Genomic DNA, 26,998 nt, shown 5'->3' on the forward strand with positions numbered 1-26,998 from the left:
AGCACGCCCTAACCAGGAAGCGACTCCCACCATGGTTGATTTCTCCCGCACCGCCGTTCGCGTCGCCGCCCTCACCGGTGTCGCGGCCCTCGCCCTGACCGGCTGCACCAAGACGTCGTCGACCACCGCCGCGCCGGCCGCGGACTGCACCCCGCAGACCGCCGGGCTGACCACCTTCACCGCGGGCACCCTGACCGTCGGGGTCCCGGAGAACCCGCCGTACACCAAGCTCACCGGCGCCGAGGCCTCCGGCATGGAGATCGACATCGTGAAGAAGCTGGCCGCGGCCGAGTGCCTGGCGGTCGCCTGGGTGCCGATCACCTACGCCAACGGCATCGCGATGATCAACAACCAGAAGCGCACCGACCTCATCACCGGCGGCTGGTACGTGACCGAGGCCCGCGCCCAGCAGGTCGGCTTCACCACGCCCACCTACTACGACCAGATGGCGATCATCTCGAAGACCGGGGTCGACACGGTCGCCGGGCTGGAGACGATCGGCGCCGTCGGCTCCGGCACCGGCTTCTCCTGGCAGGACGACATGACCAAGGTCCTCGGCGACAAGCTCAAGACCTATCCGAGCACCGCCGAGATGAAGCAGGACCTGCAGGCCGGCCGCATCCAGGCCGCGCTCGACGGGTACGGCGTCGCCGTCGAGGCGTACCGGGGCACCGACTTCCAGGTCAAGCAGTCGCAGGCCGACACCCGGATCGCGATCACCACCGACAAGCCCATCTCGGCGTTCCCGATCGACAAGAACAACAAGGCCCTCTCCGACGCGCTGAGCACGCTCATCGACGGCTACCGCACCGACGGCACGCTCGTCACCGTCGCCGGCGAGTACGGCCTCGCCGCCGACCTGGTGGTGCCCGCCGACGCGGCGGCCACGTCGCTCCGCTGAAGCCAGCCCGGCCGCCGGGTACGCCCGTACCCGGCGGCCGGACCGACCCGAGGGACCACGCCATGACCGAATCCCTGTTCACGCCGGCGGGCGAGGCCGCCACCGCCGGCGTCACCATCGCGAACCTGGCCAAGAGCTACGGCTCCCACCTGGTGCTCGACGACATCTCCGTCACCGTCCGGCCGGGCGGCGTGACCGCCCTGATCGGGCCGTCCGGCTCGGGCAAGAGCACCCTGCTGCGCTGCGTCAACCTGCTGGAGACCCCGGACGCCGGCACGATCACGGTGGGCTCGCGGACCGTACACGCGGGAAAGAAGATCTCCGAGAGGGATCTGCTGGCCCTGCGCCGCCAGGTCGGCATGGTCTTCCAGTCGTTCAACCTGTTCCCGAACCTGTCCGTGCTGCAGAACGTCGTGCTGCCGCAGCGCAAGGTCCTCGGCCGCGGCCGGGAGGAGGCCGAGGCGCGGGCCCTGGCCCTGCTCGACCGGGTCGGGCTCAAGGACAAGGCGCACCAGCACCCGCAGCGTTGCTCCGGCGGCCAGCAGCAGCGGATCGCGATCGTCCGGGCCCTCGCGCTGGAGCCCCGGGCGATGCTCTTCGACGAGCCGACCAGCGCCCTGGACCCGGAGGTCGGCGTCGAGGTCCTCGCCGTCATGCGTGAACTGGCCCACGACGGCATGACGATGATCGTGGTGACGCACGAGATGCAGTTCGCCCGGGACGTCTCCGACCACCTCGTGGTGATGGCCGACGGGAAGATCATCGAGGAGGGCGACCCCGCCGCGATCATGGCCGAGCCCGCCCAGGAACGCACCCGGCGTTTCCTCAGCGCCGTGCTGGAGCGCTGACATGGCGGAGGCACTGTCCGCCGTCCTGATCGGCCTGCCGCTGACCCTGCTGGTCACCGCCGCCGCCTTCGCGATCGGCGCCGTCGGCGGCATCCCGCTCGTGCTCGGCCTGCGTTCCCGGCACACCCCGGTGCGCCTGGTGTTCCGGTTCGCCGTCGACCTGCTCCGCGGCGTCCCCACCATCGTGTGGCTGTTCCTGCTGTACTTCGGCCTGGCCGTCGGGGACTACCGGCTCGACTCGCTGGGCGCGGCGATCCTCGGCCTCGGCGTGGTGGCCAGCGCGTACCTCGCGGAGATGTACCGCGGCGGCTTCGCCGTCGTGCCGAAGGGCCAGCGCGAGGCCGCCCAGGCGCTCGGCCTGGGCCGCACCACCACCTTCCTGCGCGTGCTCGCCCCGCAGGCGCTGCGCACCGCACTGCCGTCGGTCACCACGTACCTGCTGATGCTGCTGAAGGACTCGTCCCTCGCGTCGACCGTCGGCGTGCTGGAGATGACCGCCCAGGCCACCGCCTTCTCCCGGCAGAACGTCGGCACCGCCGGGCTCACCCCGTTCTTCGTGGCCGCCGGCGTCTACATCGCCATCAGCGTCCCGCTCGCGATCGCCGCCCGCGTCCTCGACGCCCGACTGTCCCGGAGTCTCTGATGGAACTGGGCGACTATCTCCCCCGGCTCGGTGACGGCCTGCTGGTCAGTCTGCAACTCACCGTCATCTCGGTGGTCTGCGGGTACGCGCTCGGACTGCTCCTCGCCCTCGGCGTCTCATCGGCGAACCCCTGGGTGCGCTGGCCGACGGTGACCCTGGTGGAGATCGGCCGCGGCATCCCGGCCCTGGTCGTGCTCTACATCGTCTACTACGGGCTACCCGCGGTCGGCCTGCTCTTCGACAGTTTCCCGGCGGCCGCGATCGGGCTCACCGTCACCGCGGCGGCGTACTCCTCGGAGACGATCCGGGCCGGGATCCGCTCGGTGCCCGCCGGCCAGCGCGAGGCCGCCCAGGCGCTCGGCCTGGGCCGGGCCACCGCCTTCGGCCGGGTGATCCTGCCGCAGGGCCTGCGCTCGGCGATCCCCGCCCTGATGGGCCTGGCCGTCCAGTCCTTCCAGACCACCTCCCTGGCCTACTCGATCTCAGTGAACGAGCTGATGGGCCAGGCCTACCAGGCCGGTGCGGTCACCTTCCGCTACCTGGAGGTGTACGCGATCACCGGCCTGCTCTACGCCGTCATCGCGATCCCCGCGACCTGGCTCTCCGTCCACGCCGAACGCCGCCTGTCCCGCGGCTACCTCTCCTGAGAAGGGAACACCCCCCATGACCCGCTACTGCGTCATCGGTGCCGGAGCCGCCGGCATCTCCGCCCTCCAGCAGTTGCGCGAGGCCGGCCACCAGGTCGACTGCTACGAGAAGTCGGACCGGGTCGGTGGTCACTGGAACACCGACTACGACGCCCTGCACCTGATCACCTCCCGGGACACGACCGGCTACGAGGGCTTCCCGATGCCGTCGTCGTACCCGCACTTCCCGAGCCGCGACCAGGTCCGTGACTACCTGCACTCCTACGCCGCCCACCACGGTCAGGAGGACCTCATCCGCTTCGGCGCGGAGGTCGTCTCCGTCGTCCCGATCGCCACCGACGGCCCGGTCGGCTCGGCCGGCTGGACCGTGCACCTGGGCACCGGGGAGCGGATCGACTACGACGGGGTGCTCATCGCCAACGGCCACCTCTGGGACCAGAAGACCCCCGGGATCGCCGAGCACTACACCGGCAGGCAGCTGCACTCCGGCAGTTACCGCAACACCGGCGACATCGACGGCGACCGGGTCCTGGTGGTCGGCGCCGGCAACTCCGGATGCGACCTGGCCGCCGATGCCGCCGCCCACCGGATCGCGGCCGACATCGTCATCCGCGAGGGCACCTACTTCCAGCCGAAGACCTATTTCGGCGTACCCCGGCAGCAGATCCCCTGGATGGGCCAGTTCTCCCCGGAGGAGCAGGACCTGATCGCCCGGCTGCTGGCCCGGGTCTCCATCGGCACCAACGGCGACTACCCCGGCCTGCCCACCCCCGCGCACCGCACCCTGGCCGAGGGCCGCACCGTCGTCAACGACCTGCTGCTGTACTGGATCCAGCACGGCCGGGTCCGGGTCGTCCCGGGCATCGCGAGCATCGAGGGCACGACCGTGCGGTTCACCGACGGCATCGAGCGCGACTACCCGACGATCCTGTGGGCCACCGGATTCCGGTCCAGCCTGCCCTTCCTCGACGAGTCGCTGGTCGCCCGCCGCAACGGCACCCCGCTGCGCTACGGCGCCGGCATCGTCCCGCACGGCCTGGAGAAGCTGTACTACATCGGCCTGACCGGACCCCGGGGACCGCAGATCCCGGTGTACGGCGTCCAGACCAAACTGGTGCTGCGGATGATCGCCCTGCACGAGGCCGAACCCGAGCGGTTCGCCGGCATCGCCGCCTACCTGGGTGAACTCCAGGAGGCCGACGACCGGATCGACATCGTCCGCGCGGTCTGGGACGAACAGCGGGCCGACACCGGGCGCCTACTCGACGCGATGAGGGCCGCCCGCGCCTGACGACGGCCCGTCACACCCCGGCGGTCTGCGGAACGCTTTCGCCCCGCCGGGGTCCGGGCCGTGACGGCGGGAGTACGTCGGACGCCAGCCACGGCCACAGCAGGAACACCCCCGCCACCGCCGCGACGATGACCGCCACCCCGGCGAGGAAGGCGAACCGCCCCGGTGTCGGGGTGCCCTGCGGCTCGGACATGGCCAGCACGGTCATGCCCAGCAGCCCGGCCGGCGCCGCGATCGTGCCGGCCGCCACCAGTGGCAGCACGGTGAACCGGCCGAGCCGGTTCACCGGGGTCCGCTCCGCACGCCGCAGCACCCGGACCACCAGGACCACCAGCGCTCCCCAGCCCAGCACGACCAGCACGGCCGCGATCGTGTCGCTGGGCCGGTGCCATCGCGCCCACACGGTGGCGGTCGCGATCACCCCGGTGTAACCGGCGCCGATCAGCGCGACCACCCCGCGGACCGCCTCGGGCAACACCAGGACCAGCGCGAACACCACCGACGCGGCGGCCGTGGTGTGCCCGCTGGGGAACGAGTTGGCGAACGCCAGACCGTCCAGCTCGGGGCGGGGCAGCCAGCCCTTGAGCACCTGGGTGGTCCCGTTCGCGCCCACCACCAGCACCGCGGCCGCCGCGGCCAGACCGAACTGCCGGCGCAGCACGCCGACCGCGGCCGCGACCACGCAGACCAGCACGAGACCGCCCAGGCTGGTGCCGTACAGCACCTGGCTGAGCACCCGCACCACCCGGGGATCCTGCACGTCGCCGCCGAGCATCGCGGCGGTGTCCACCCACTGCCCGGTGATCGTGCCGACGAACACCCGGTAGGTCGCCGCCGTGCCGAGCACGGCGAGCACCCCGATGATCAGCGGCGTCACCGGGCGCGCGGCGCGTCGTTCCGTCGGTTTCAGGCCGGTCATCGGCGTCACCCCCAAGATCAAGTTAGTGGTCGGGAGGTGCGCATAGTAACCGAGGCGGACCGGCGGCCCGCGCTCAGCGTTCGATCGTCGTCATCCACTCGGCGGCGTGGCGGCCGGCATATGTCACCGGCACGACCGCGGTCGACAACGACGTCCCCGGCGTCGCCGTCGACGGGTTCAGCGTCCGCATGACCCTCGTCCCGGCCGTGCTGCACCATCGGCGGTGACCGTCACCACGAGCAGGGGTATCCGGTGGACGCCCCTGCTCGTCTCATGGCCGGAACGCCCGGCCCACCCGGAACCAATTCTCAACGCCTGTCTACATTTTAGGGGCAGTCGGTTCATCGAACGACCCGGCTGAGGTAGAGAGGAGTGTGTATGAAGCTGATCGTCTTCGGGGCCAGCGGCGGCACCGGGCGTCTCGTCGTCTCCGGCGCGCTCGATCGAGGACACCGGGTGACAGCGGTGGCCCGCCGGCTCGACGGCCTGCCCGCCCACCCCGGACTGACCCTGCACTCCGCCGACGTACTCGGGGAAGGCCGGCCACTGCAGGCGGCCGCCCTCGGACATGACGCGGCGATCTCCGCGATCGGCAGCACCGCCCGCAACCCCGGCGGCATCTACTCGCGAGGCGGCCAGGCCGTCGTCACCGCGCTGGAGGACGCCGGGGTGCCCCGGCTGATCGTCGTGTCCTCCGGTGGCGTACGGCCCCGCGATCCCGGGCTTCCCTGGTGGTTCCGTCTCGCCATCCCGGTCTTCCTGCGCGAGCTGTACCGGGACATGGGCGTGATGGAGGACATCGTGCGATCCAGCGGGCTCGACTGGACGCTGGTCCGGGCGGGCTATCTCACCGACGGCCCGGCCACCGGGACGTTCCGGGCCGAGGACGGCAGGAACCCGTCCGGCGGTTCGCGACTGAGCCGCGCCGACCTGGCCGGTTTCCTGCTCGACCAACTGGACGGTTCGTCCTGGAGCAGGCGCACCCCCACGCTGACCTACTGACACGCGGTCGAGTGCCGTGGGCGCCCGGCGGAGACGTTCCGGGCGCCCACGGACACCTAGCCGAGGTGTGCGGCGCCCGCGCCGGCGGCGGGCCCCTGGCGGCCGGCGTTGATCGCCGCGAGGGTGACGGCCAGGCCGGCGAGCAGGAAGCCGGCCGCCGCGGCGAAGGCGACGGTGTATCCGTGCGTGAGGGCATCCGCGGCACGGTGCAGCAGGGCGGCGTCGCCGGTGGCGATACCCCGGAACAGCGCGGCGTCGGCGTGCGGAAGCCGGGTGTCGGCGGCGGCGGTGGACACGGTGGCCAGAACGGCCAGGCCGATGGCCCCGCCGATCTGCTGGGCGGTGTTGAGCAGGGCGGAGGCGATACCCGTGACCTCATGATCGACTCCCGCCATCACACCGAGCGTCATCGGCAGGAACCCGGCGCCGAGGCCGAGGGCGGTGACGAACATGGCCGGCATCAGGTGACCGGTGTAGGACGAGGACGGTTCGAGCCGGCTGAACCAGAGCATGCCGACGGCGGCGATCGTGAGGCCGGGCCCGGCGATCAGACGCGGGGGAAAGCGCCCGGCCAGACGGGATCCGAGCCCGGCCGCGATGCCCATGCCGAGGCTGAACGGCAGGTAGGCGAAGCCGGCGCGGACCGGACTGTAGCCCTTGACCTGCTGCATGTAGAGCGACAGGAAGTAGAAGGTGGCGAACATGGCCGCGCCGATGAACAGCATCGTGGCGTAGGAGCCGGCCCGGCTGCGGTTGCGCAACAGCCGCAGCGGCAACAGCGGATGCCGGGTACGGACCTGGGTGCGCAGGAACGTGATCAGCAGAACCGCGGCGATGGCGAACATGCCGAGGGTGACGTCGTCGCCCCAGCCCCGGTCGCCGCCCTGGGTGATGGCGTAGACCAGGGCGGTCAGGCCGCCGGTGCCCGTGATCGCGCCGCGCACGTCCAGCTCGCCGTGCAGCTTCTCACCACTGGCCAGCAGCCGGGTGCCGGCCAGGACGGCGAGGCCGATCGGAACGTTGACGAACATGACCCAGCGCCAGCTCAGATAGTCGGTGAGCACACCGCCGAGAAGCAGTCCGACCGTCGAGCCGAGACCGGCCATCGCGGCGTAGACACCCATGGCCCGGTTACGGGCCGCGCCCTCGGCGAAGGTCGTGGCGATGAGCGACAGCGCGGTCGGGGCGACGACCGCCGCGCCGAATCCTTGCAGTACCCGGGCGGCGACGAGGAGGCCGGCGTCGGGGGCCAGGCCGCCGAGCAGCGAGGCCAGAGAGAACACCGCGAGGCCGAGGCGGAACATCCGCCGCCGACCGAACAGGTCACCGGCCCGGCCGCCGAGCAGCAGCAGACCGCCGAAGGCCAGGACGTAGGAGTTGACGACCCAGGACAGAGCCGAGGCCGACACCTCGAGGTCCTTCTGGATGCTCGGCAGGGCGATGTTGGTGATGGTGCCGTCCAGCACCACCATCAGCTGGGCGGCGGCGATGACGATCAGCGCGAGCGCGGGACGGCCCGCCGGGTGGCTCGGGCCGTCGGCGTCACCTGCGGGTTGCAGGTGCGCCGGCCGAGAGGGCGTCGGCATGGGGATCTCCAAAACTAGACAAGCGTTGAGTTCGAGCCGTGCGACAGTATCTCAACGGGTGTCTAGTTTTCGGAGGTGGGTGAGCCGTCCGGGTCGCGCCTCGCCACCGCTCGCTGCTTGTACGATCGGACGCCGACGTACGGAGGTGCGGACATGACCCAGGCAGCCACTCCGGCGCCGACCACCGCCGACTCACCACCGCAGAGTGAGCGCAAGGGCGAACGCACCCGGCGGCGGATCCTGGAGACCGCCCGGCGCCTGTTCGCCGAACTCGGATACGAACGCGCCACCATCCGGGGGATCGCCGCGGCCGCGGAGGTGGACAAGTCCTCGATCCTGCAATATTTCGGCAGCAAGCAGCAGCTCTTCCAGGCCGCCGTGCACTGGCATGCCCCGATCGCGGAGATGACCACCGACGATCCCGCACAGACGGTGCAGAACCTCATGCACGGCATGTTGAGCAGCTGGGCCGCCGATCCGGACAGCCCGATGGCGGTGCTACTGCGGACGAGCATGACCAGTGAGGAAGCGGCCGGTCTGCTGCGGCACCACATCACCACCGAGATAGTCGACGTGATCGCGGCAACGGTCGACGACCCCGAGGCCCGTCTGCGGGCTTCGCTGGCCGGGGCCATGTTGATGGGCATCGCGGCGCAGCGTTACCTGCTGCGCATGCCGTACATCGCGGACGCCGGCCTCGATGACGTGTTACGGCTGGCCGGCCCGGCGATCCGCGAGGTCATCGCCCCGGCGTCCTGACCGCGCCGGCCGGACCCGGAAACCGGGCCCGGCCGGCGCGACAACGCACTTCGCGACGTTCGACGCTCACGCCGCCGTGATCGTGGCGGCGAGGCGCGCCGTCTCGGCGTCGTCACGCCAGCCGGCGGTGGCGCCGCCGTCGATGGTGAAGTTCTGGCCGGTGACCCAGCTCGACTCGTCGGAGGCGAGATAGAGGGCCATGTAGGCGATGTCCTCGGGCCGGCCCGCCCGCTGGATGAGGGCGTTGCCGATCTGCCAGGCCTTGCCTTCGGCGTCGACGGCCTTGTCGGTGGCCGGGGTGCTGATGAAACCGGGCGAGATGGAGTTGGCACGGACACCCCGGGAGGCACCCTCAGCGGCCAGCGCACGGGTCATGGAGATGACGCCGCCCTTGGCCGTGGCGTGGGCGACCTGCGCGAGGGGCTCGATGCCGCGCAGGGCGGAGTACGAGCCGACGTTGATCAGTGATCCGCCGCCGTCGAGCAGCAACGGCCAGGCCGCACTCGTGGTGTGGAAGACGAGATCGAGTTCGACGTTCATCACGTGCCGCCAGAGCGCGAAGCTCATGTTCTCGAACGGGGCGAAGCCGAAACCGGACGCGTTGTTGTAGAGCACGTCGAGTCCGCCCATCCGCGCAGCACCCTCGCGCACCCACCCACCGGCGGCCTCGGGGTCGCCGAGGTCGACGGTGAAGCCGGTGACGTCGAGGCCCTCGGCGCGAAGCTTCTCCGCGGTGGCCTCAGCGGCACCGTGCCGAAGGTCGCAGCCGACCACGGTGGCTCCCGCCGCGGCGAACAGCCGCTGGGCGGCCTCGCCCTGGCCGCCGCCGGTGCCGGTGATCAGGACGCGCTTACCGGACAGGCGGCCGGTCGTGTGTGAGGACATGTCTTGCTTCTTTCGTTGTGGTTCCGGAGCGGTCAGGCACCGGTGGGACGCGGGGCGGTCGCGGCGATCCACGCGATCCCCACGGTGACGTGCATGAGGGCGAGGGCGACCGCGGTGGCGGTGTCGTCCGCGGCGGTGAACGGCATCGCCGCGGTGACCAGCGCGAAGGCGGCCCCTCCCCAGGTCAGCCGGCGACGCGCGGCGGGGAACCGGCGCGCCAGGAGCAGCACGAGTGCGGTTCCGGCGAGCATCGGCACCGCTGTGGAGACGATGACCGCACCGGCGTCGAGGTCGTAGGGTGCGTCGATCTCCAGGGTCGCCCCGGCTGCGGACGCCGCCCACAGCACGAGAAGATCGACGATGACGGCCGCGCCGATAGCCGCGCCGATCCGGATCGGGCCCGGTGCCGCGTCAGGGACGGCGTGGGTGGTGGTGGTCATGCGCTCAGAGCCCTTCACCGGTCACGTACTGCTCGACGGTCGTCGGTGTGATGGCGGGGTAACGGTCGTTCCTGATCGGATCGATCCTGCCGGTGCCGTTGAGCTGGGCCCGGTAGTACATCAGCGGCAGGTACGCGTGGAGGTTCGCGGGATCGGCGCCGTACAGGCCGGCGATGCGGGCGTCCAGATCCTCCATCGAGCCGAGGCGTTCGATGCGCAGGGTCTTGCCGGAGGCCTTCTCGTAGGCGCGTACGAGTTCGTGGAAGGTGAGGGTGTCGCCGGCGACACCGAGGACCCCGCCGATCGGGTTGTCGTCGACGGCGGCGGCCGCGGTGTAGCGGGCGGTGTCGGCGTATGTGGTGAAGTCCATCGGGACCTCGCCGTCGCCCCAGACGTAGGCGGTCCGCGTCGCGGGGTCGATGACACGGATGAAGCCGAACAGGACCCTGCGGTCGAGGAACTGGCCGTTGAGCACGTGGACCACCTCGACGTCACCGGCCGCGGCCTCGGCGATGCCGGCGAAGGCGCGGCGCGCGTCCGAGCTGACGATCTGCCCCTTCGCGACCCGGAACAGGTCGAGGGAGAAGTCGGAGGGGATGAAACGGCGTACACCGGCATCGCGCGCGGCGCGCAGCAGCGCGACCTGCGCGTCGATGATGACGTCCGGCCCGCCCTGCACGGCGGAGATCACGGTGGTGGCGCCGGCGCAGAACGCGGCGAGTGACTGTTCGGCGCCGGCGCTGAGTGCGCCTTCGACGATCTGGACACCCCGGGCCTCGAGGTCGGCGACCTTGTCGCGGCTGCCGGGGCGCACGAGCAGGCGTAGCCGGGTGTCCGGCAGGGCGAGGATCTCGTCGGCGACGAGTCGACCGAGTTGTCCACTGCCGCCGACCAGGGCGATGACTTTGTTGTTCATGGTTTCCCTACCTAGAAGCTTCGCGTCGCGAAGCAATTTACTTCGCGACGCGAAGCTATGCAAGACGGACTCCTCCGCGACCACCGAGGGCGGGCCGGGACCACCGGCAGGAGGCGGGCCCACGGCGTCGGCGCACCGACGCCGGACCGCGTCCGGCCGCCCCGAGGACCGTGTTCGGCGCGACCGTCAGGACAGGGCCGGATAGTCGATGTAGCCGCGGTGGTCGCCGCCGAACGCCGCGCTGAAGTCCGGAGCGTTGAACGGCCCACCGGCCGCGAGGCGGGCGGGCAGATCAGGGTTGGCCAGGAACATCGCACCGAAGGCGATGATGTCGGCGGTGCCGTCCTCGATCAGCGCGAGTTCCTGCGGCCCGGTCGGCGTGCCACCGGTGAACGGGTTGAGGATGAGCGTGGTGGGCCACTCCTTGCGAAGCCGGCCGGTCAGGTCGCGGTGATCGCTCTCCATCACGTGCAGGTACACGAGGCCCAGCGGCGCCAGGCGGGCGATCAGCGCGCCGTACATCTGCTCGACGTCGTCCTCGGCGATGTCGTTGTGGGTGTTGTGCGGGGAGATCCGGAAACCGACCCGCTCGCCCCCGATCGCGCCGGCGACGGCGGTCGCGACCTCGACACCGAAGCGGATGCGGCCCTCGATCGAGCCGCCCCAGCCATCGGTACGCCGGTTGGCGCTCGTGGAGAGGAACTGCTGGATCAGGTAGCCGTTGGCACCATGGATCTCGACACCGTCGAACCCGGCGGCGATCGCGTTGCGCGCCGCGTCGGCGAAATCGCCGATCGTCGCGGTGATCTCGTCCTCGGTGAGTTCCTTCGGCGGGGTGAAGTCCTGCATGCCCTCGTACGTGAAGATCTGCCCGGCGGCGGCGACGGCCGACGGAGCGACGGGAACGAGACCCTCCGGCAGCACGCCGGCGTGCCCGATACGCCCGACGTGCATGAGCTGCGCGAAGATCACTCCCCCCTCGGCGTGAACGGCATCGGTCACCGTGCGCCAGGCCGCGACCTGCTCGGCAGAGTGCAGGCCCGGGGTGTTGGTGTAGCCCTGCCCCACCACCGAGGGCTGGATGCCCTCGGTGATGATCAGGCCCGCGCCGGCCCGCTGCGCGTAGTACGTGGCCGTCATCTCCGTCGGGATCGCTCCGGGGACGGCCGCGCGGCTGCGGGTCATGGGTGCCATCGCGATGCGGTTGGCCAGGCGCTTGCCGCCCAGCACGTACGGGTCGAATGCGGAGGTCATGATCGATTCCCTTTGATGCTCGAAGAGTTACCTGTCTGAACAAGTAAATCAGGCAGGATCTCGCACGCCATGCGGCAGTAATCGATGTCACGCTCTCGAAATTCGCTGCGGTAGACTCGACGATGGCTTTACTGCTCGGCCAGCTATCGGAGACTTTGAGGAGCGCACGTGCCCGTCGAGAAGAGCGCGGACCAGCATCCGCAGGCCTGTCCCGGGACCGGGCCGGCGGCGAGCGTGGCACTCCCGGCCACCGCCCGCACCGGCCCGGTCAGTCATGCGATCTTCCGGGTCGCCCGACTGCATCGCATGCTGGCCGGTCAGCTCCTGCGCCGCGTCGGCCTGCATCCCGGCCAGGAACTGGTCATGATGCAGCTCTGGGACGGCGGCCCCCAGCGGCAGACCGATCTCGTGCGGCTGCTCGACTCGGACGCCGCCACCATGACCCGCACCGTCCATCGACTGGAGAACGCCGGGTTCGTACGCCGCAGGCCGTGCACCACCGACAAGCGCGTCTCCATCATCGAGCCCACTGCCGCGAGCCTCGCCCTGCGCCACGAGGTCGAGAAACTCTGGGCCGAACTCGAGGCCAGAACCCTCGGTGATCAATCCGGCGACGAACGCGCCGCGACCCTCACCAGCCTCGAACGCATCGAGACCAACCTCGCTCGCGTCGCCACGCAGGAGTCCTGAACCGGCACTCGTTCCCGGTGCGGGGCGGCGCACGGGGCGCCGGAGCCCACACCGCCCCTCCCCCCGCGTGATACTTCCCCTCTCCCCGCGTGATACTTCGCGGCGCGAAGATATGCAAGGTGAGATCATGTCGGCAGATCGAGGTGGGGAGGGAACCGTGCCGGAGAACCCGGGGATCGCGGCCGCGCTGGTCCGGCTGTCGTTCCTGGTCCAGCGCCACTACGCCCAGATCTGCGCCCAGCACGACCTCAGCCCCGCCCAGGCCGAGCTCATGTGCGTCCTCAAGGACCAGGCACGCGGCCTCACCGAACTCACCCGCATGCTCGGGGTGGAGCGTCCCGGGCTGTCCGGGCTGGTCGCCCGCATCGAGCGGCGCGGACTGGTGCGCCGCGAGACGAACCCGCTGGACCGGCGCGCGGTGACGGTGGCCCTGACCGGTCGGGGCAAGGAGATCACCGACGACTTCTACGCCGAGGTGTCCGGCAGACTCCGGCAGCTCGTCGCCCACCTGCCCGCCGACCAGCAGGAGCAGTTCACCACCACCGCCTTCGGCATCCTGCTGGCCGAAGAGGTGCCGCCGATATTCGGCGACGCCGAGGAGCCCGGCACCACCTCCTGAGGACTCGACCGCCAGCGATCAGCGGACTGCCGGACGACGCCGTGCATACGCCCCGCCCGCGGCCTGACCTGAACTGACCTGCGGACGTTGGTCACCGCACCCGGCGGGTGAGTTCCCGGCGCAGCTCCCCGATCGCCGGGTTGCGGTCGCCGCGACGGCTGGTCACCTGGACCTGCCGGACGATGTTCGGCGGCCCGGCGATCTCGAGCAGGGCGATCCCGGCCAGTGACGTCACCGCCGACCGCAGGATCAGGGCCACGCCGAGATCGGCCGCGACCAGCGCCAGCACCGCCTGGTAGCTGTCGGCCCGATGGCTGATCCGCGCCGTGAACCCGGCCGCCCGCGCCACCGACTCGGTCACCGCCTGGAACCCCGACTCGGCCCGGGCGGCGATCCACTCGGCGTCGGCGAAGTCGGCCGGGCGCACCGGCGCGTCCCCCGCCGGGCGCAGCCGGGGCGGCACGGCCAGCACGATCGGGTCGGCGACCAGCGGGCTCTGCACCAGCCCACGCAGATCGGGCTCCGGCGACGGTGCGTATCGATGGGTGACCGCCACGTCGATCTCCCCCGCCCGCAGCGCCGGCAGGGCGGCCTCCGGCTCCAGCTCGGTGAAGGCCAACCGCAGCGCGGGATGCCGCCGCCGTATCGCCCCCAGCGCCGGGGCCACGAACCGGGTGGTCGCCGTGGCGAAGGCGGCCACCCGCAGGCGCCCGCCCGAGCTGTGTACCTCCTGCTCCGCGGACGCCAGATCGGCGAGGATCCCGCGGCCGCGTTCCACCAGGACCTCGCCGGCGTGGGTCAGCCGGACGCTGCGCGCCGTGCGTTCGAGCAGCGGCACACCGAGGTCGCTCTCCAGGATGCCGAGTTGCTGCGACGCCGCGGCCGCACTGCATCCGGCCGCGGCGGCCGCGCCCGCGATCGACCCGGTGTCGGCGACGGCGACGAGCAGGTGCAGGCGACGGGTGTTGAGCATCGGATGATCCTAGGCTCAGCACTGCGGGTATCGGCTTTCCGAGGGGTACGGGTGGCGGCCAGAATCGGGTCGTGAACAGGCACGACGCGGACAGCCGCGGATTCGCGAGCGACAACTACTCCGGCATCCACCCCGAGATCCTGGCCGCCATCGGTGCCGCCGGCGGCGGGCACCAGGTCAGTTACGGCGGGGACGTCTACACCGACCGGCTGCGGGAGGTGTTCGGTCTCCACTTCGGGTCGCACGCGCGGGCGTACCCGGTGCTCACCGGCACCGGCGCCAACGTGATCGCCCTGCAGGCGGCCACCGACCGCTGGGCCTCGGTGATCTGCGCCGCGAGCGCCCACATCCACGTCGACGAGGGCGGCGCCCCGGAGAAGGTCGCCGGCCTCAAGCTGCTCACCGTCCCCACGCCGGACGGCAAACTCACGGTGGAGGCCATCCGTGCCGAGGCCCACGGGTTCGACGACGAGCACCGCGCCCAGCCCCAGGTGATCTCCCTGACCCAGTCCACCGAACTGGGCACCGTCTACAACCCCGGTGAGATCCGCGCCATCACCGACTTCGCCCACGCCCACGGCATGCGGGTCCACCTGGACGGCGCCCGCCTGGCCAACGCCGCCGCCCACCTCGGTCTGCCGCTGCGCGCGCTCACCACCGACGCCGGCGTCGACATCCTCTCCTTCGGCGGCACCAAGAACGGCCTGCTCCTCGGCGAGGCCGTCGTGGTCCTCGATCCGGCCCTCGACCGCGGCCTCGACCGCCTGCGCAAATCGTCGATGCAGCTGGCCTCGAAGATGCGTTTCGTCTCCGCCCAGTTCCTCGCCCTCCTCGAAGGCGACCTGTGGCTGCGCAACGCCACCCACGCCAACGCGATGGCCACCCTTCTGCACGACCAGATCGCCACCCTCCCGGGGGTACGCGTACAAGCCCCCGTCCAGGCGAACGCCGTCTTCGTCGCGCTCCCCGACGCGGCCCGCACCCGGCTGCACGACCAGTTCCACTTCTACGACTGGGCCGGCGGCCAGGCCCGCTGGATGACCACCTTCGACACCACCCCGGACGACGTCACCCGCCTCGCCGCGGCGGTGCGGGCGGCCCTGAACCCCGTTCACGCGAAGACGAATCCCACATGAACGGGTTATAAATCGCTGCTCAATATACGATTCAATCTCTTTGAATGATGTGGACATTATTGTCGAAAATCGCTCGGCGATCCACCCCGACGCATCGGCGGGAATCCGCAGAACGAACCAAATACGCACACAGCGGCGCGGTGCCTTTTATCACATCGATAGCCATGGAACAGCCCTCTAATGTGGAGGCGAATCACCTCCCGAGAGGAAACAGGAAATGGAAATTCGTAAGGTGACGGCGCTGGCCCTGTCGTCGGCGGTGGCCGGAGCCGGCATTCTCCTCGGCGCCGCTCCGGCTCAGGCCAGCGTCGCCGAATGCCAGCCCGCCTACACGGGCAGGCTGTGCGAATGGACCGGAGCCAGTTACACCGGAACGTTCGCCCATTATGCCCCGCCGGCCGGCCTGTGTGACGTCACCGCCAACCGCCCCCGGGCCGGAAAGAACCGGAGCGTGTACGCGGTCCGGTATTTCAGCAACGCCGACTGCTCGGGCAGTTATGCGACTCTCGGCGCCGGCATCCAGGTCTACGATTTCGGATTCAACGCCCGCAGCGTGCGGCTCCTCGGAGTGTCGTAGTCCGGCCTCCTCAACGCCACGGCCCTCGCCGGCCCGCACGCCATGGCCCTCGGCGGCCCGCACGCCATGGCCCTCGGCGGCCCGCACGCCACGGCCCTCGGCGGCCCGCACGCCACGGCCTTCGCCGGCCCGCGCCCTGGGGGCGTGCCGGCCGGCGAGCTGTACCGCTCAGCTTAAGTCGATCATGAGTCTGCCCATCGACTTCGCCGCGGCCGCGATCACGTCTGCCGAGCGCCGCCTCCGGGCGCCGCCTCCGGGCGCCGCCTCCGAGCGCCGCCTCCGAGCGCCCCGTGCGTCGGCGCCGTTCAGCCACTCGCGGCCCCACCAGAGCCGTCGCCGAGATCAGAGCGAGTTCGGTGACGTTCCGGCCACCCCCAGCCGTCGCCCACGGTCCACCCATGGGCCAAAAGCGACCGTGGACGACGGCTGGGCGACCCCGGGCCGTCGCCGATGGCTGATTCCCACCTGGCCGAACAGCCGTGGTCGACGGCTCGACCGGCCCGGCCGTCGACTGCGGTCCATCCGCGAGCCGAAAACGACCGTGAGCGACGGCCGGCGGTCGCACCATGCCACCCAGCTTAAGTTGATCATGGACTTGACCACACGCCGCGACAAACGGCTGAGCTGCGCTGATGCGACCGCCACCCCACGGGCACAGCCACGGCCACGGCCACGGCCACGGCCGAGACCAACGACTGGCGAGTCGCCGCGGCGAAGGGCATCGCATGGTTACCGGTCACGGCGTTGGTCAACTCAAGCTAAGCGGCATTGCTCGCCGGCCGGCACGCCCCCGGCGTGCGGACCGGCGAGGCGCCGTGGCGCCTCACGCCCCTTCAGCCATGGGTCGGCCCTCGATCATGCCGGCCCGCGCGCAACGGCGGGTGAGGGCGAGCGCGCCGACCGGGATCGCGGCGAGAACGGCGAAGGCCAGACCGACCAGCGCCGGGCCGCGCAGCCCGAGGCCGGATTCCAGGGCGAGGCCCCCGCCCCAGGAGCCGAGGGCGATGCCGACCTGGACCGCGGACGTCGACAGGGCCAGGGGCAGCACGTGGCCGGTCCCGGCGACGCCGATGATCTGCCCGGACATCGCCGGGGCGAAGACCATGCCGGGTACGCCGAGCAGCACGTACAGCAGGACGGCGGCCGGAGGGCTGGTCGCCCCGAGGCTGATCGCGGCCGTCAGCACGACGCAGGCGGCGGTGGCCCCGAGAGTGACGGCGGCCGGGTGCCGGTCGCCGAGGCGCCCGCCGAACCGGGATCCGGCCAGGGCCGCGGCACCGAATCCGAGCATGACCAGCGGCACCAGTGCGGGGGCGAGTCCGGCCCGGTCGGTCAGTGCCGGTGCGACGTAGCTGTAGACGGCGAGGACCGCCCCCTGCATCAGCGCGGTCGCCGGATAGATGAGCCAGAGGCGCGGGTGGCGGACCGCGGCGAGTTCACCGCGGACGGTGGTGCCGGCCGGCGACGCGACGGCCGGCAGCCGGCGGGCGAGCACCGCCGCGGCGGCCAGGGCCGACGCGGCGAGCACCCAGAACGGGCCCTGCCAGCCGAGTGCCCGCCCGGCGACGGCGCCCGCCGGCACGCCGACGATCGCGGCCAGGGTCGCCCCGCCCAGCAGCACGCTCATCGCCCGCGCCCCGGCGGACGGTCCGGCGGCGGTGGTCGCGACGACCGCGCCGACGGCCCAGAAGGTGCCGGTGGCCAGCGCGGCGAGGAACCGGCCCGCCAGAGCGAGGGCGAACGACGGTGCGAGGGCGCCGAGGACGTGCCCGGCGGCGAAGACGATCAGTGCCGCGACGAGGGCCGTGCGGCGGGGCAGGCGCAGGGTCGCCAACGCCATGATCGGGGCACCGGCCATCATGCCGGTGGCGAAGACGGTGACGAGCAGTCCGGCCGTGCCGAGGCCGACGTCGTAGCGGGCGGCGAGTTCGGGCAGCAGCCCGGTGACGATCATTTCGCTGGTGCCGGTCAGGAACGCCGCCGCGCCGACGAGCCAGACCACCGCCGGCAGCCGCTCCCGGCCGGCGGTGGTGGAGACACTCCCGGTCGCCGTCATGTGGTCTCCTCCGCGATGTCGGATCGGGCCGGCGAAGAGGACGCCGGTACCGAGGGGGCCGGTGCAGAAGACGCCGGTGCAGAGAGCGACGGCGGAGCAGACGCCGGGGCGGGCGTGTCGCGGGCCCGGCGCAGTTCGACGGCGCCGACCAGGCCCGCCGCGGCCGCGCCGAGGGCACCGATCGCCATCCCCCACCGCGGGCTCAGGTGTTCGCTCACCGCGCCGACGACCGGCCCGCCCAGCGGGGTGGTCCCGAGCAGCGCCATCGACCACAGCGACATCACCCGGCCGCGCATCCGCGGGTCGGCGGCGATCTGCAACGTGCCGTTGGCGGTGATGTTGAACTGCGCGGAGAGCAACCCCACCACGACGAGCAGCGCGCCGGCGCTCCACAGTGTCGGTGCGGCGGCGACCAGCGCGAAGGCGACCGCCAGCAGTGCGGCCAGCACGGTCAGCCGCGACGTGCCGGAACCGGACCGGGAGGCGGTGGCCAGGCCGCCGAGCACCGCGCCGATGCCGAGCAGCGAGTAGAGCGTGGCGTACGCGTCGGCTCCGGCTCCGAAGGTCTCCTGTGCCAGCAGTGGCAGCACGACCGGGAACTGGGTGGCCAGGCAGCCCACGATGGCGAGCATGATCAGTGTGGTCCGCAGCGCCGGGGTGGCGGCGACGTGCCGCAGGCCCTCGGCGACCTGGCCGGGTCCGCGTCCGGCCGGGGGCGGGCGCAGCAGTTCGGCGGGGCGGATCGCGGCGAGCGCGGCGACCACGGCCAGGCTGGCCGCGCCGTTGACGAGGAAGCAGACGCCGGTGCCGACCAGGGCGATGGCGACGCCGGCGAGCGCCGGGCCGGCGATCTTGGCGATGTTGATGACGGTGGTGTTGAGGGTGACGGCGTTGGTGACCTGGGCCGGGCCGACCATCTCGATGGCGAAGCTCTGCCGGGCCGGGCTGTCCACCACGTTCATGCCGCCGGTCCCGGCGGCCAGCAGGTAGACCATCCACACCTCGACGGTGCCGGTCACCACCAGGACGCCGAGGATCGTGGCGAACAGGGCGGTGAGCACCTGGGTGACGATCATGAGGCGGCGTTTGTCCCAGCGGTCGACCAGGACGCCGCCGTAGGGGCCGAAGAGCAGGACCGGCAGGAACTGGGCGGCGACGGTGACGCCGACGGCGGTGCCGGATCCGGTGAGTTCGAGCATCAGCCAGGACTGGGCGGTGGTCTGCATCCACTTGCCGGGTTGCCCGATCAGCTGGCCGAGGAAGTACCAGCGGTAGTTGCGGACGCTCAGCGAGGCGAACGTGCGGGCAAGCCAGGACGGCTGCGCACCCATGAGCTATCCGTTCTCTCGGGGTGTCAAGGAAGCGGCCGCGGCGGGGACGGCCCCGCCGCGGCCGAGGGGACGGGTCAGAGCCCGGTCGGGCGGGCGAGGTAGCGCCCCTCGGGGGCGCCGACCACGTTGCCGTCGCGCAGGACCCGGTTGCCGCGGACCCAGGTGTCGGTGACGGTGGCGCCGATCTCGAAGCCGTCGAACGGGGTGTACTGCTGGGTGGACTCGGAGGCGGCCGGGGTGACCGTCCAGGAGCGGGACGGGTCGACCAGGCAGAGGTCGGCGTCGTACCCGGCACCGATGGTGCCCTTGGTGGCCAGGCCGTAGCGGCGCGCCGGGTTCCACGAGACGAGCTGGGCGATCCGCTGGTAGGACAGGCCACGCTTGGTGCCCTCGCCGACCATGCCGGGCAGCATGTACTCGGCGCCGCCGAAGCCGGACTTGGCGGCGAACACGTCGTCGCGCTGCTCACCGAACTTCTGCTCGTCCTTGCAGCAGGCGTGGTCGCTGACCACCCAGTCGACCTCACCGGCCAGGACGTGCCGCCAGAGCGCCTCGACGTCGTCGCGGGGGCGCAGCGGCGGGTTGACCTTGCCGCCGATGCCCGCGGCGGTGTCGATGTCGGCCAGCAGGTGGCCGAGGGTGACCTCACGGCGGAAGTCCAGGTGCGGGAAGGTCTTGGCCATCAGCAGGGCGGCGCGCATGGCCTTGGCCGACGAGAGGTGCAGCAGGTTGATGTTGGCCAGGTTGGTCTCGTCGGCGAGCACTGCCGCGATGCTCACGGCGAGGGCCTCGGAGTGCTGGGGGCGCGACGCGCTGTAGGCGGCCAGCCCGGTCAGGGTGCCCTCCTCCTCGACCATCCTGGTGTACGCGCTCATGATCTCGGCGGTCTCGCAGTGCAGCGACAGCGAGATCGCGCCGGCCTTGTCCGGGTACCGCTCCCGGGCGGCCTGCACACCGCGCATGACGAACTCGAAGTGCGCCAGGTCGTAGCGTTCGCCGGGCGGGGTCATCAGGAAGCTGCTCTGGTCGGCGGAGCGGCCGTGCAGGCCGTGGGCGCCGTAGAACATGAAGATCTTGAAGGAGGTGACGCCGAAGTCCTCGATCAGCGACGGGATCTCGTCGATGTGTTCCTTCATCATCGGGGCCAGGTGGAAGGCGTAGTCGATGTACGACCGCCCCGCCGACTGCTCCAGCACCTTCGGGAAGAAGTCGCGGTACGGCCCGCCCTGGTTGAGGTAGTACTGGCCGGTGCGCATGTAGGTCAGCCCGGTCGTCACGCCGCCCTGCACGGCGGCCCGGCTCTCGGTGGCGGTGTCCTCGGCGAGCGGGTTGTAGATGCCCCAGTGCTGGTGGGCGTCGACCACACCGGGGAAGGCGAGCAGTCCCCGCCCGTCGACGACCTCGGCCGCACCGTCGACCGGCAGGTTCGCCGCGACCCGGACGAACTTCCCGCCGTCGATCTCCAGGTCGAGCTGCTCGCCGGCCGCGGGACCGGTCTCCGGGCGTACCACGGTGATGTTCTTGATGATCGTGCTCATGGTTGTTCCCTAACGATCAGAACGAGAAGTCGGGCAGATTGAACAGGCGACGGCCGTTGTGGGCGAACAGGTTGTCGCGGATCTCGTCGCTGAGGTCCATGGCGTCCAGATCGGCGAACGTCTCCTCGAGGTCCATGCTCAGGTAGTTGGTGGCGAACACCGCCCGGTCGCTGGTCGGGCTGAACGTCGGGTCACCGTCGGCGATCCGCTGCCGGGACAGCGGGTGCATGCCGGCGAAGGTGGTGCCCTTGATGAAGCGGATCAGGTCCTCGTGCCACAGCGGGGTGGGGAAGCCGTCCGCGCCGATGTAGAAGTTGGGCCGGAACTCGGCGTACGCGACCAGTTCGCGTTCCCACGGATAGCCGGTGTGCGTGGCGACCAGTTTGAGGCCGGGGAAGTCCGCGGCGACCCGGTCGAAGTAGTCCGGGTGGCCCATCGAGCGCGGCGCCTTCGCGGCCATGCACTCGATCTGGAACGGCACGCCCAGTTCCTCGGCCTTGGCGTAGTACGGGTAGTAGAGCCGGTCGTCGGCCGGCACCTGCGACCACGACGAGTAGGTGTGTGCCCCGACGAACCCGAAGTCGCGGACCGCCTCCTCGAAACGGCGTACGCCGGGCATCTTCTCCAGCGGGTCGATACCGGCGGTGGCGAAGAGCCGGTCCGGTGCCTGGGCGACGAAGTCACGGACCCGCGCGTAGTCCAGGCCCCAGTGCGGGCCGTACTTGCGGGCCGGGATGACCGACTGCCCGATGCCGTAGTGGTCCATGCGGGCCAGCAGCTGCTCCACGGTGAGCGCGTTCACGACGGCCGGGAATCGCATGCCCGGCGGCACCTCGTCGAGGTCGAACGCGCCGGCCGGCGTCACCGGCACGAGGACGTCGACGATGGGGATGCGGGGTTTCATGGTGCTCCTTCGCTGTCGTGGTGGTTCTCCGGCACCGGGTCGCCGAGCGCGGCGGCCAGCAGGGCCTTCGTGTAGGGGTGGGTCGGCGCGTTCCAGATGTCGAGCGCGGGTCCGATCTCGACCAGCCGGCCCCGGTGCAGCACCGCGATCCGGTCGGCCAGCCAGGCCGCGGCCGGCAGGTCGTGGGTGACCAGGACGCTGGTCAGGCCCCGTTCGGTGCGCAGTTTCCGCAGCAGGCGCAGGATCTGGGCCTGCACCGACGGGTCCAGCGCCGAGGTCGGTTCGTCGAGCACCAGCAGGTCCGGTTCGGCGACCAGGGCGCGGGCGATGCTGACCCGCTGCTGCTGGCCGCCGCTGAGGTCGCCGGGGCGCCGGTCCAGGACGTGCGGGTCCAGCGCGACCGCCTCCAGGGCGGCCCGCAGGACGGCGTCGTCACCGCGCCCGGACGGCAGCGGTTCGGCGATCACTCGGCGTACGCTCATCCGGGGATTGAGGGAGTCGGCCGGGTCTTGGGCCACATAGGCCGTCCGGGCCGGGCCGCCGGATCCGGTGCGGCGGAAGACGCCGGAGGTCAGCTGTTCCTGGCCGAGCATCACCCGGGCGAGGGTCGACTTGCCCGAGCCGCTCTCGCCGATCACCGCGAGGCATTCGCCCTCGGTCACGGCCAGTGATACGTCGTCCAGGGCGACGGTCCGGCCGTAGACCATCCGGGCCGCTTCGAGTTCGATCATCGGGTCACTCCCGTCACCGTGGTGCCGGCCACGAACCGGCCCGGCGCGACCTCGCGGAGGGTGAGGTCGTCGCCGGGATCGGCGACCGGCGCCGGTTCCGGCAGGGGGCGGCCGGGTTGCGGCACCGCGTCGATCAGATTCCGGGTGTACGGGTGAAGCGGCTCGCCGAGCACGTCGGCGGCGGGGCCGCGTTCGACCAGCACGCCGGAGCGGAACACCGCGATCCGGTCGGCCATCCGCCGCGCGAGCTGCAGGTTGTGGGTGACCAGCACGAGGCTGCTGCCGGTACGCCGCATCGACTCCAGCAGCAGGTCGGCGACCCGGACGGTGACCAGCGGGTCCAGTCCGGAGGTCGGTTCGTCGGCGACCAGCAGGGGTTTACCGGCGAAGGTGGCCAGCGCGATGCACACCCGCTGGGCCATGCCGCCGCTGAGCTGGTGCGGATGGCGGGACAGCACGTTCTCCGGGTCACGCAGGCCGAGATCGGTCAGTGCCCGCACGGCCGGTTCCCGCCAGCCGGTACGCCCGCCGCCGAGGAACTGCCGGAAGTGCTCACCGACTGTGAGCACCGGTACCAGGGACCGCTGGGTCAGCTGCGGCACGTAGCCGACGTGCGCGAAGCGGTAGCGGGTGGCCGCCCGGCGGGACGCGGCGGTGGGGGTGAACGGTTCGCCGCCGGCCCGGACGGTGACCGCCCCGGTGATCCCGGCGGTCCGCGGCAGCAGCCCGAGCAGGGCGTGCAGCAGGGTCGACTTGCCCGATCCGCTCTCCCCCACGACGGCCACCACCTCGCCCGCGCCGACGCTCAGGTCGGCTCGGCGCAGGGCGTGGACCGGGCCCTGCCGGGTCCGGTAGTCGACGCTGAGGCCGGCGATGTCGACCACCGGTTCGGCGGGGTTCACGAGTGGCCTCCCGGGGTCTCGACCAGGCTCTGTACGCGGTGGGACAGTTCGCTGAAGGACAGGACCAGCAGGAACAGGGCGAGTGAGGGGAAGAAGACGATCCACCACTGGCCGAGGGCGAGCAGCGGGACACCGTCCTTGATCATCGATCCCCAGCTGGCGCTGCCCGGTTCGGAGAGTCCCAGGAAGCTGAGCGCGCCGACCGAGGCGGCGGCGTACCCGGTGGAGAGGGAGAGCTGCGGAAAGATCACCCCGGTCACGTTGGGCAGGATGTGCCGCCACCGGATGGTCCGCTCGGGCACGCCGTGGACGCGGGCGACCGTGACGAACCCACGCCTGCGGACCAGGCGCCCCTCGGCCTGGACCAGGCGGATGAAGAGCGGGACGTTGATCGCCGCGATGATCAGGACCAGCACCGGCCGGGACGCGCCGACCAGGCCGACCACGGCCACGGCGATCACCAGCAGGGGTACGGCCTGGAAGACGTCCAGTCCTCGCGAGGCCAGCGACGCCAGGCGTCCGTCGGTGCTCATGGCGATCCCGGCCCAGCTGCCGGCCACCGCGGCGACCAGCACCGCCGCGCACGCGGTGAGCACGTCGAACTTGGCCGCGTAGACGGTCCTCGACAGCAGGTCGTAGCCGTTCGCATCGGTGCCGAACCAGTACCCGGCGCCCGGCGCGCTCAGCGAGACCGCCGGGTCGGCCACCGTCGGGCTGTGCGGGAGGAATCCGGCGACCGACCAGCCGAGCAGGACCACGATGTAGCCGAGGCAGAGCAGGATCACCGGGTCGCGCAGCACCGCGCGGGCCCTCACGATCCGGTCCTCGGGTCGAGCAGGACCGCCACGATGTCGGCGAGCAGGTAGATCACCATCGTGCCGATCGCGGCGAACAGCACGAAGGCCTGGACCGCGGGCAGGTCCTTCTGGTTGATCGCGGTCAGGCCCCACTGCCCGAGCCCGTTCCAGGAGAACACCTGCTCGATGAGCATGGACCCGCCGATCAGTTCGGCGGCCACGATGCCGCCGACCATGGCGATGCCGGGGCGCGAGGTGCGCAGGGCGTTGCTCATGATGACCTTCCGGGGGATCCCGTTGCCCTCGTCGAAGGCGGAGAAGTCGGCCGCCAGCGAGGTGCGGACGGCGCTGGCGGTGATCCGGGCGAACGGCACCGCGGCGATCAGGGCGATCGACAGCACCGGCAGGACCGCGTGGCCGACGGCGTTGCCGATCAGGTCGGTACGCCCGGCGAGCAGCGCGTCGACCAGTGCCGCACCGGTGTGTGCCGGGGGCGCGAGCAGGTCCGGGTCGAGTTGCCCGGTGGGTGAGGGCAGCAGCGGCAGGACCACCACCAGCAGCAGGATGCCGAGGACCGCGAGGACGAAGGCGGGCAGTCCCTGCAGGACGGTCACCACCAGCCGGATGCCGCGGGCCTTGCGGCCCTCGGCGCCGGCGATCCCGAGACCGATCCCGATCAGGGCGGCCAGCAGGAAGCCGGGCACGATCAGCACCAGGGTGCTGGTCAGGTGGCCGAACAGGTCGTCGGCGACCGGCCGGCCGGTGTAGTAGCTGACGCCCAGGTCGCCGCGGACGATCCCGCCGAGCAGGTCGAGGAAGCGCAGCGGCAGCGGCTGGTCGAGGCCGAGCGCCTGCTTCTCGGCCTCGATCTGCTCCGGGGTGGCCAGGTCGCCGAGCCGGGCCCCGACCGGGTCGGACGGGACGGCGTTGATCAGGAAGAAGGTCGCCGTGATCACGATCAGGACCCCGGCGGGGATCATCAGCAGCCGCCGGCCGACGTAACCGGCCCGGCTGGGCCGTCGGGCGGTCCTCAGCACGGCGCGGCCACCGCCGGGTCGAACCAGCGCGAGTTGCTCTGCGTGCCGAGGCAGACCGACGCCGGGTAGATGTACTGGTTGGTGAGTTCCACCAGCGGCACGTCGGGCATCAGGTCGTTGGCGCTGGCGATGCCCGGGGCGATGGCGGCCAGGCGCTCGTCGCCGGAGAGCGGGGTGGCCGCCGCGATCGCCGCGTCGACGGCCGGGTCGTCGTCGTTGGCGTAGTTCGAGACGCCCTTGGTGGAGTGGAAGGCGTTGAGCAGGAACACCGGGTCGGCGGCGACCGGGCTCTCCACCCGGATGAACGCCTCGTACTTGCCGGCGCGGTAGCCGGCGGTGAAGTCGGCGGCGGCCGGCACGGTGGCCACCTCGACGGTGATGCCGACCGCGGCGAGTTGCTGCTGGAGCGTGGTCAGCAGGCTGTCCACCGGGACGCTGCTGATCGAGGCCGAGTTGGTGGTGATGGTGAACGTCAGGTTGCTCTGCCCGGCGGCGGCCAGCGCGGCCTTGGCGGCCTCGATGTCGTGCTGGAAGTACGGCGAGGTCGAGTTCTGCGCGTTGATGGTGGACGCCACGATCGACGTCGCCGGGGTGGCCAGCCCGGAGTAGGGGCCGGCCGCGAGCGCGGTCCGGTCCAGGGCCTGGGAGATGGCCCGGCGCACGGCCGGGTCCTTGAACGGGGCGAAGTTCTTGTTCAGTTCGAGGAAGTCCTGGCCCGGGGTCGGGGTGGTGACCACCTTCACCGCGGGGTCGGCGGCGAGTGTCTTGATGGTGGCCAGCGGCAGTCCGGCGACCATCTGCGCCTTGCCGGTCTTGGCGAGCACCACCCGGGCCGCGGCGTCCGGGACCGCCTGGATGACGACCTTGGGATAGCCCAGTTCACCGTCGTAGTTCGGGTTCGCCTCCATCGCCACGCTGGTGCCCGGTGTGAAGGCGGTGACGGTGTACGCCCCGAACATGGCGGTGTTGGTCGTCAGCCACTGTGAGGCCCACGGGTCGCCGGCCGTGGCGTGCGACTCGACCACCGTGGAGTCGAGGATGGCGAAGTTGTAGGCGTCCAGGCTGAGCAGCGACAGGGCGGTCGGCTTGGCGTTGATCCGGACCTCGTGCTCGCCGGTGATGGTCACCGGGTTCGCCGGGTCGATGCCGGCGTTGGTCATCAGGAACGTGCCGACGGTGTCCTTGACGCCGACGACCCGCTCGAAGGTGTACTTGACGTCCTCCGGGCTCAGGGTGTTCCCGGCGGCGCTCTTCGCCGTGCCGAGGGTCATGGTGATGCCGTCGGCGCCCACCTCGTACGTGGTGGCCAGAGCGGGTTCCATGTCGGCCGGTCCCGGCACCTTGCCGCCGGTCTGCTCGTAGTCCTTGTACTGCACCAGGGTCGCCTTCACCGGGTCCAGGGCGAACCGGTGCGAGGCGTTGTCCCAGGCCGACGGCTCCATCGAGTTCGTCAGCGACTCCATGGCGATGGTGAAGGTGGACGTGGCCGGCCCCGATGCCGACGGTGCTGAGCCGTTGCAGCCGGCCAGCACGACAGGGATGGCGCACGCCAGCGCCACTCGCCAGGTGGTGGTTCTCATCGGCACTCCCGCCAAGTGATTCCGAACGTTCCCCTG

General features: G+C 71.4%; 27 protein-coding genes. 11 read left to right on the top strand and 16 right to left on the bottom strand.

Features of this window, described 5'->3' with window-relative positions; all coding sequences use genetic code 11:
• Positions 1–31: 31 nt before the first annotated feature.
• The 5 genes from WH85_RS46930 (at position 32) to WH85_RS12285 (ending at position 4,330) form a co-directional block, all read left to right on the top strand.
• Entirely contained in the window at positions 32–901 is an 870-nt protein-coding gene (locus WH85_RS46930; protein WP_052720365.1) for a substrate-binding periplasmic protein, read from the top strand.
• A 62-nt stretch (positions 902–963) separates the two neighbouring features.
• Positions 964–1,749, top strand: coding sequence for an amino acid ABC transporter ATP-binding protein (locus WH85_RS12270; protein ID WP_045741921.1), 786 nt, complete (start codon positions 964–966; stop codon positions 1,747–1,749).
• 1 nt (position 1,750) lies between these two features.
• Positions 1,751–2,392 (top strand): amino acid ABC transporter permease, encoded by a 642-nt coding sequence (locus WH85_RS12275; RefSeq protein WP_045741922.1) that lies wholly within the window; start codon positions 1,751–1,753, stop codon positions 2,390–2,392.
• The gene (locus WH85_RS12280; RefSeq protein WP_045741923.1) at positions 2,392–3,039 is read left to right on the top strand and encodes an amino acid ABC transporter permease; all 648 of its coding nucleotides are present in this window, start codon (positions 2,392–2,394) and stop codon (positions 3,037–3,039) included. Before WH85_RS12275 ends, WH85_RS12280 begins: the two co-directional genes overlap by 1 nt.
• A 16-nt stretch (positions 3,040–3,055) precedes the next feature.
• Positions 3,056–4,330, top strand: coding sequence for a flavin-containing monooxygenase (locus WH85_RS12285; protein WP_045741924.1), 1,275 nt, complete (start codon positions 3,056–3,058; stop codon positions 4,328–4,330).
• 10 nt (positions 4,331–4,340) lie between these two features.
• Here the strand turns inward: WH85_RS12285 and WH85_RS12290 are convergent, their stop codons facing one another.
• The gene (locus tag WH85_RS12290) at positions 4,341–5,249 is read right to left on the bottom strand and encodes a phosphatase PAP2 family protein (protein WP_045741925.1); all 909 of its coding nucleotides are present in this window, start codon (positions 5,247–5,249) and stop codon (positions 4,341–4,343) included.
• A gap of 378 nt (positions 5,250–5,627) precedes the next feature.
• Here WH85_RS12290 and WH85_RS12295 point away from each other — a divergent pair, with 378 nt between their 5' ends.
• Entirely contained in the window at positions 5,628–6,251 is a 624-nt protein-coding gene (locus tag WH85_RS12295; protein WP_045741926.1) for an NAD(P)-dependent oxidoreductase, read from the top strand.
• 56 nt (positions 6,252–6,307) lie between these two features.
• Here the strand turns inward: WH85_RS12295 and WH85_RS12300 are convergent, their stop codons facing one another.
• Entirely contained in the window at positions 6,308–7,837 is a 1,530-nt protein-coding gene (locus WH85_RS12300) for an MFS transporter (protein ID WP_052720367.1), read from the bottom strand.
• Between the two features lie 153 nt (positions 7,838–7,990).
• Between WH85_RS12300 and WH85_RS12305 the strand changes: the two genes are divergently transcribed.
• Entirely contained in the window at positions 7,991–8,596 is a 606-nt protein-coding gene (locus WH85_RS12305; protein WP_045741927.1) for a TetR/AcrR family transcriptional regulator, read from the top strand.
• Positions 8,597–8,662: 66 nt separating this feature from the next.
• On the opposite strand, the gene WH85_RS12310 is transcribed toward WH85_RS12305, so the two are convergent.
• The 4 genes from WH85_RS12310 to WH85_RS12325 form a co-directional block, all read right to left on the bottom strand.
• Positions 8,663–9,481, bottom strand: a complete 819-nt coding sequence (locus WH85_RS12310) for an SDR family NAD(P)-dependent oxidoreductase (protein ID WP_045741928.1) — start codon at positions 9,479–9,481, stop codon at positions 8,663–8,665.
• 32 nt (positions 9,482–9,513) lie between these two features.
• Complete coding sequence (locus tag WH85_RS12315) at positions 9,514–9,921, bottom strand: DUF6069 family protein (RefSeq protein WP_045741929.1); 408 nt, start codon at positions 9,919–9,921, stop codon at positions 9,514–9,516.
• Between the two features lie 4 nt (positions 9,922–9,925).
• A complete protein-coding gene (locus WH85_RS12320; protein ID WP_045741930.1) occupies positions 9,926–10,837 on the bottom strand; it encodes an NmrA family NAD(P)-binding protein in 912 nt (303 codons plus the stop codon).
• Positions 10,838–11,023: 186 nt separating this feature from the next.
• Positions 11,024–12,091, bottom strand: a complete 1,068-nt coding sequence (locus tag WH85_RS12325; RefSeq protein WP_045741931.1) for an alkene reductase — start codon at positions 12,089–12,091, stop codon at positions 11,024–11,026.
• 168 nt (positions 12,092–12,259) lie between these two features.
• Between WH85_RS12325 and WH85_RS12330 the strand changes: the two genes are divergently transcribed.
• Positions 12,260–12,781: a MarR family winged helix-turn-helix transcriptional regulator gene (locus tag WH85_RS12330; protein WP_211275345.1), complete on the top strand. Its 522-nt coding sequence runs from the start codon at positions 12,260–12,262 to the stop codon at positions 12,779–12,781.
• Between the two features lie 127 nt (positions 12,782–12,908).
• Positions 12,909–13,400, top strand: a complete 492-nt coding sequence (locus WH85_RS12335) for a MarR family winged helix-turn-helix transcriptional regulator (RefSeq protein ID WP_045741982.1) — start codon at positions 12,909–12,911, stop codon at positions 13,398–13,400.
• Positions 13,401–13,491: 91 nt separating this feature from the next.
• Here WH85_RS12335 and WH85_RS12340 read toward each other — a convergent pair whose 3' ends face one another.
• On the bottom strand, positions 13,492–14,373 hold the full coding sequence (locus WH85_RS12340) for a LysR family transcriptional regulator (RefSeq protein ID WP_045741932.1): 882 nt from the start codon (positions 14,371–14,373) through the stop codon (positions 13,492–13,494).
• 71 nt (positions 14,374–14,444) lie between these two features.
• Between WH85_RS12340 and WH85_RS12345 the strand changes: the two genes are divergently transcribed.
• Both WH85_RS12345 and WH85_RS12350 read left to right on the top strand, forming a co-directional pair.
• On the top strand, positions 14,445–15,509 hold the full coding sequence (locus tag WH85_RS12345) for a threonine aldolase family protein (RefSeq protein WP_211275346.1): 1,065 nt from the start codon (positions 14,445–14,447) through the stop codon (positions 15,507–15,509).
• Positions 15,510–15,726: 217 nt separating this feature from the next.
• Entirely contained in the window at positions 15,727–16,086 is a 360-nt protein-coding gene (locus tag WH85_RS12350; protein ID WP_083448950.1) for a peptidase inhibitor family I36 protein, read from the top strand.
• 823 nt (positions 16,087–16,909) lie between these two features.
• On the opposite strand, the gene WH85_RS12355 is transcribed toward WH85_RS12350, so the two are convergent.
• From WH85_RS12355 to WH85_RS12395, 9 genes are all read right to left on the bottom strand, one after another.
• Complete coding sequence (locus WH85_RS12355; RefSeq protein WP_045741935.1) at positions 16,910–18,142, bottom strand: MFS transporter; 1,233 nt, start codon at positions 18,140–18,142, stop codon at positions 16,910–16,912.
• On the bottom strand, positions 18,139–19,473 hold the full coding sequence (locus WH85_RS12360) for an MFS transporter (RefSeq protein ID WP_063775497.1): 1,335 nt from the start codon (positions 19,471–19,473) through the stop codon (positions 18,139–18,141). Before WH85_RS12360 ends, WH85_RS12355 begins: the two co-directional genes overlap by 4 nt.
• A 74-nt stretch (positions 19,474–19,547) precedes the next feature.
• The gene (locus WH85_RS12365) at positions 19,548–21,011 is read right to left on the bottom strand and encodes a dihydroorotase (protein ID WP_045741936.1); all 1,464 of its coding nucleotides are present in this window, start codon (positions 21,009–21,011) and stop codon (positions 19,548–19,550) included.
• 16 nt (positions 21,012–21,027) lie between these two features.
• Positions 21,028–21,915 carry an amidohydrolase family protein gene (locus WH85_RS12370; protein WP_045741937.1) on the bottom strand — a complete coding sequence of 296 codons (888 nt, stop codon included), beginning with the start codon at positions 21,913–21,915 and terminating at the stop codon, positions 21,028–21,030.
• Positions 21,912–22,646, bottom strand: a complete 735-nt coding sequence (locus WH85_RS12375; RefSeq protein WP_045741938.1) for an ABC transporter ATP-binding protein — start codon at positions 22,644–22,646, stop codon at positions 21,912–21,914. Before WH85_RS12375 ends, WH85_RS12370 begins: the two co-directional genes overlap by 4 nt.
• Entirely contained in the window at positions 22,643–23,548 is a 906-nt protein-coding gene (locus WH85_RS12380; protein WP_052720369.1) for an ATP-binding cassette domain-containing protein, read from the bottom strand. Before WH85_RS12380 ends, WH85_RS12375 begins: the two co-directional genes overlap by 4 nt.
• Positions 23,545–24,363, bottom strand: coding sequence for an ABC transporter permease (locus WH85_RS12385; RefSeq protein WP_083448952.1), 819 nt, complete (start codon positions 24,361–24,363; stop codon positions 23,545–23,547). Before WH85_RS12385 ends, WH85_RS12380 begins: the two co-directional genes overlap by 4 nt.
• Positions 24,360–25,382, bottom strand: coding sequence for an ABC transporter permease (locus WH85_RS12390; protein WP_045741939.1), 1,023 nt, complete (start codon positions 25,380–25,382; stop codon positions 24,360–24,362). Before WH85_RS12390 ends, WH85_RS12385 begins: the two co-directional genes overlap by 4 nt.
• Positions 25,376–26,962 (bottom strand): ABC transporter substrate-binding protein, encoded by a 1,587-nt coding sequence (locus WH85_RS12395; protein WP_083448953.1) that lies wholly within the window; start codon positions 26,960–26,962, stop codon positions 25,376–25,378. The genes WH85_RS12390 and WH85_RS12395 overlap by 7 nt, the downstream gene beginning before the upstream one ends.
• Positions 26,963–26,998: the final 36 nt, after the last annotated feature.

Origin of the sequence: Actinoplanes rectilineatus (assembly GCF_000962825.1) — a bacterium.
In the GTDB taxonomy this organism is placed as follows: Bacteria; Actinomycetota; Actinomycetes; order Mycobacteriales; family Micromonosporaceae; genus Actinoplanes; species Actinoplanes rectilineatus.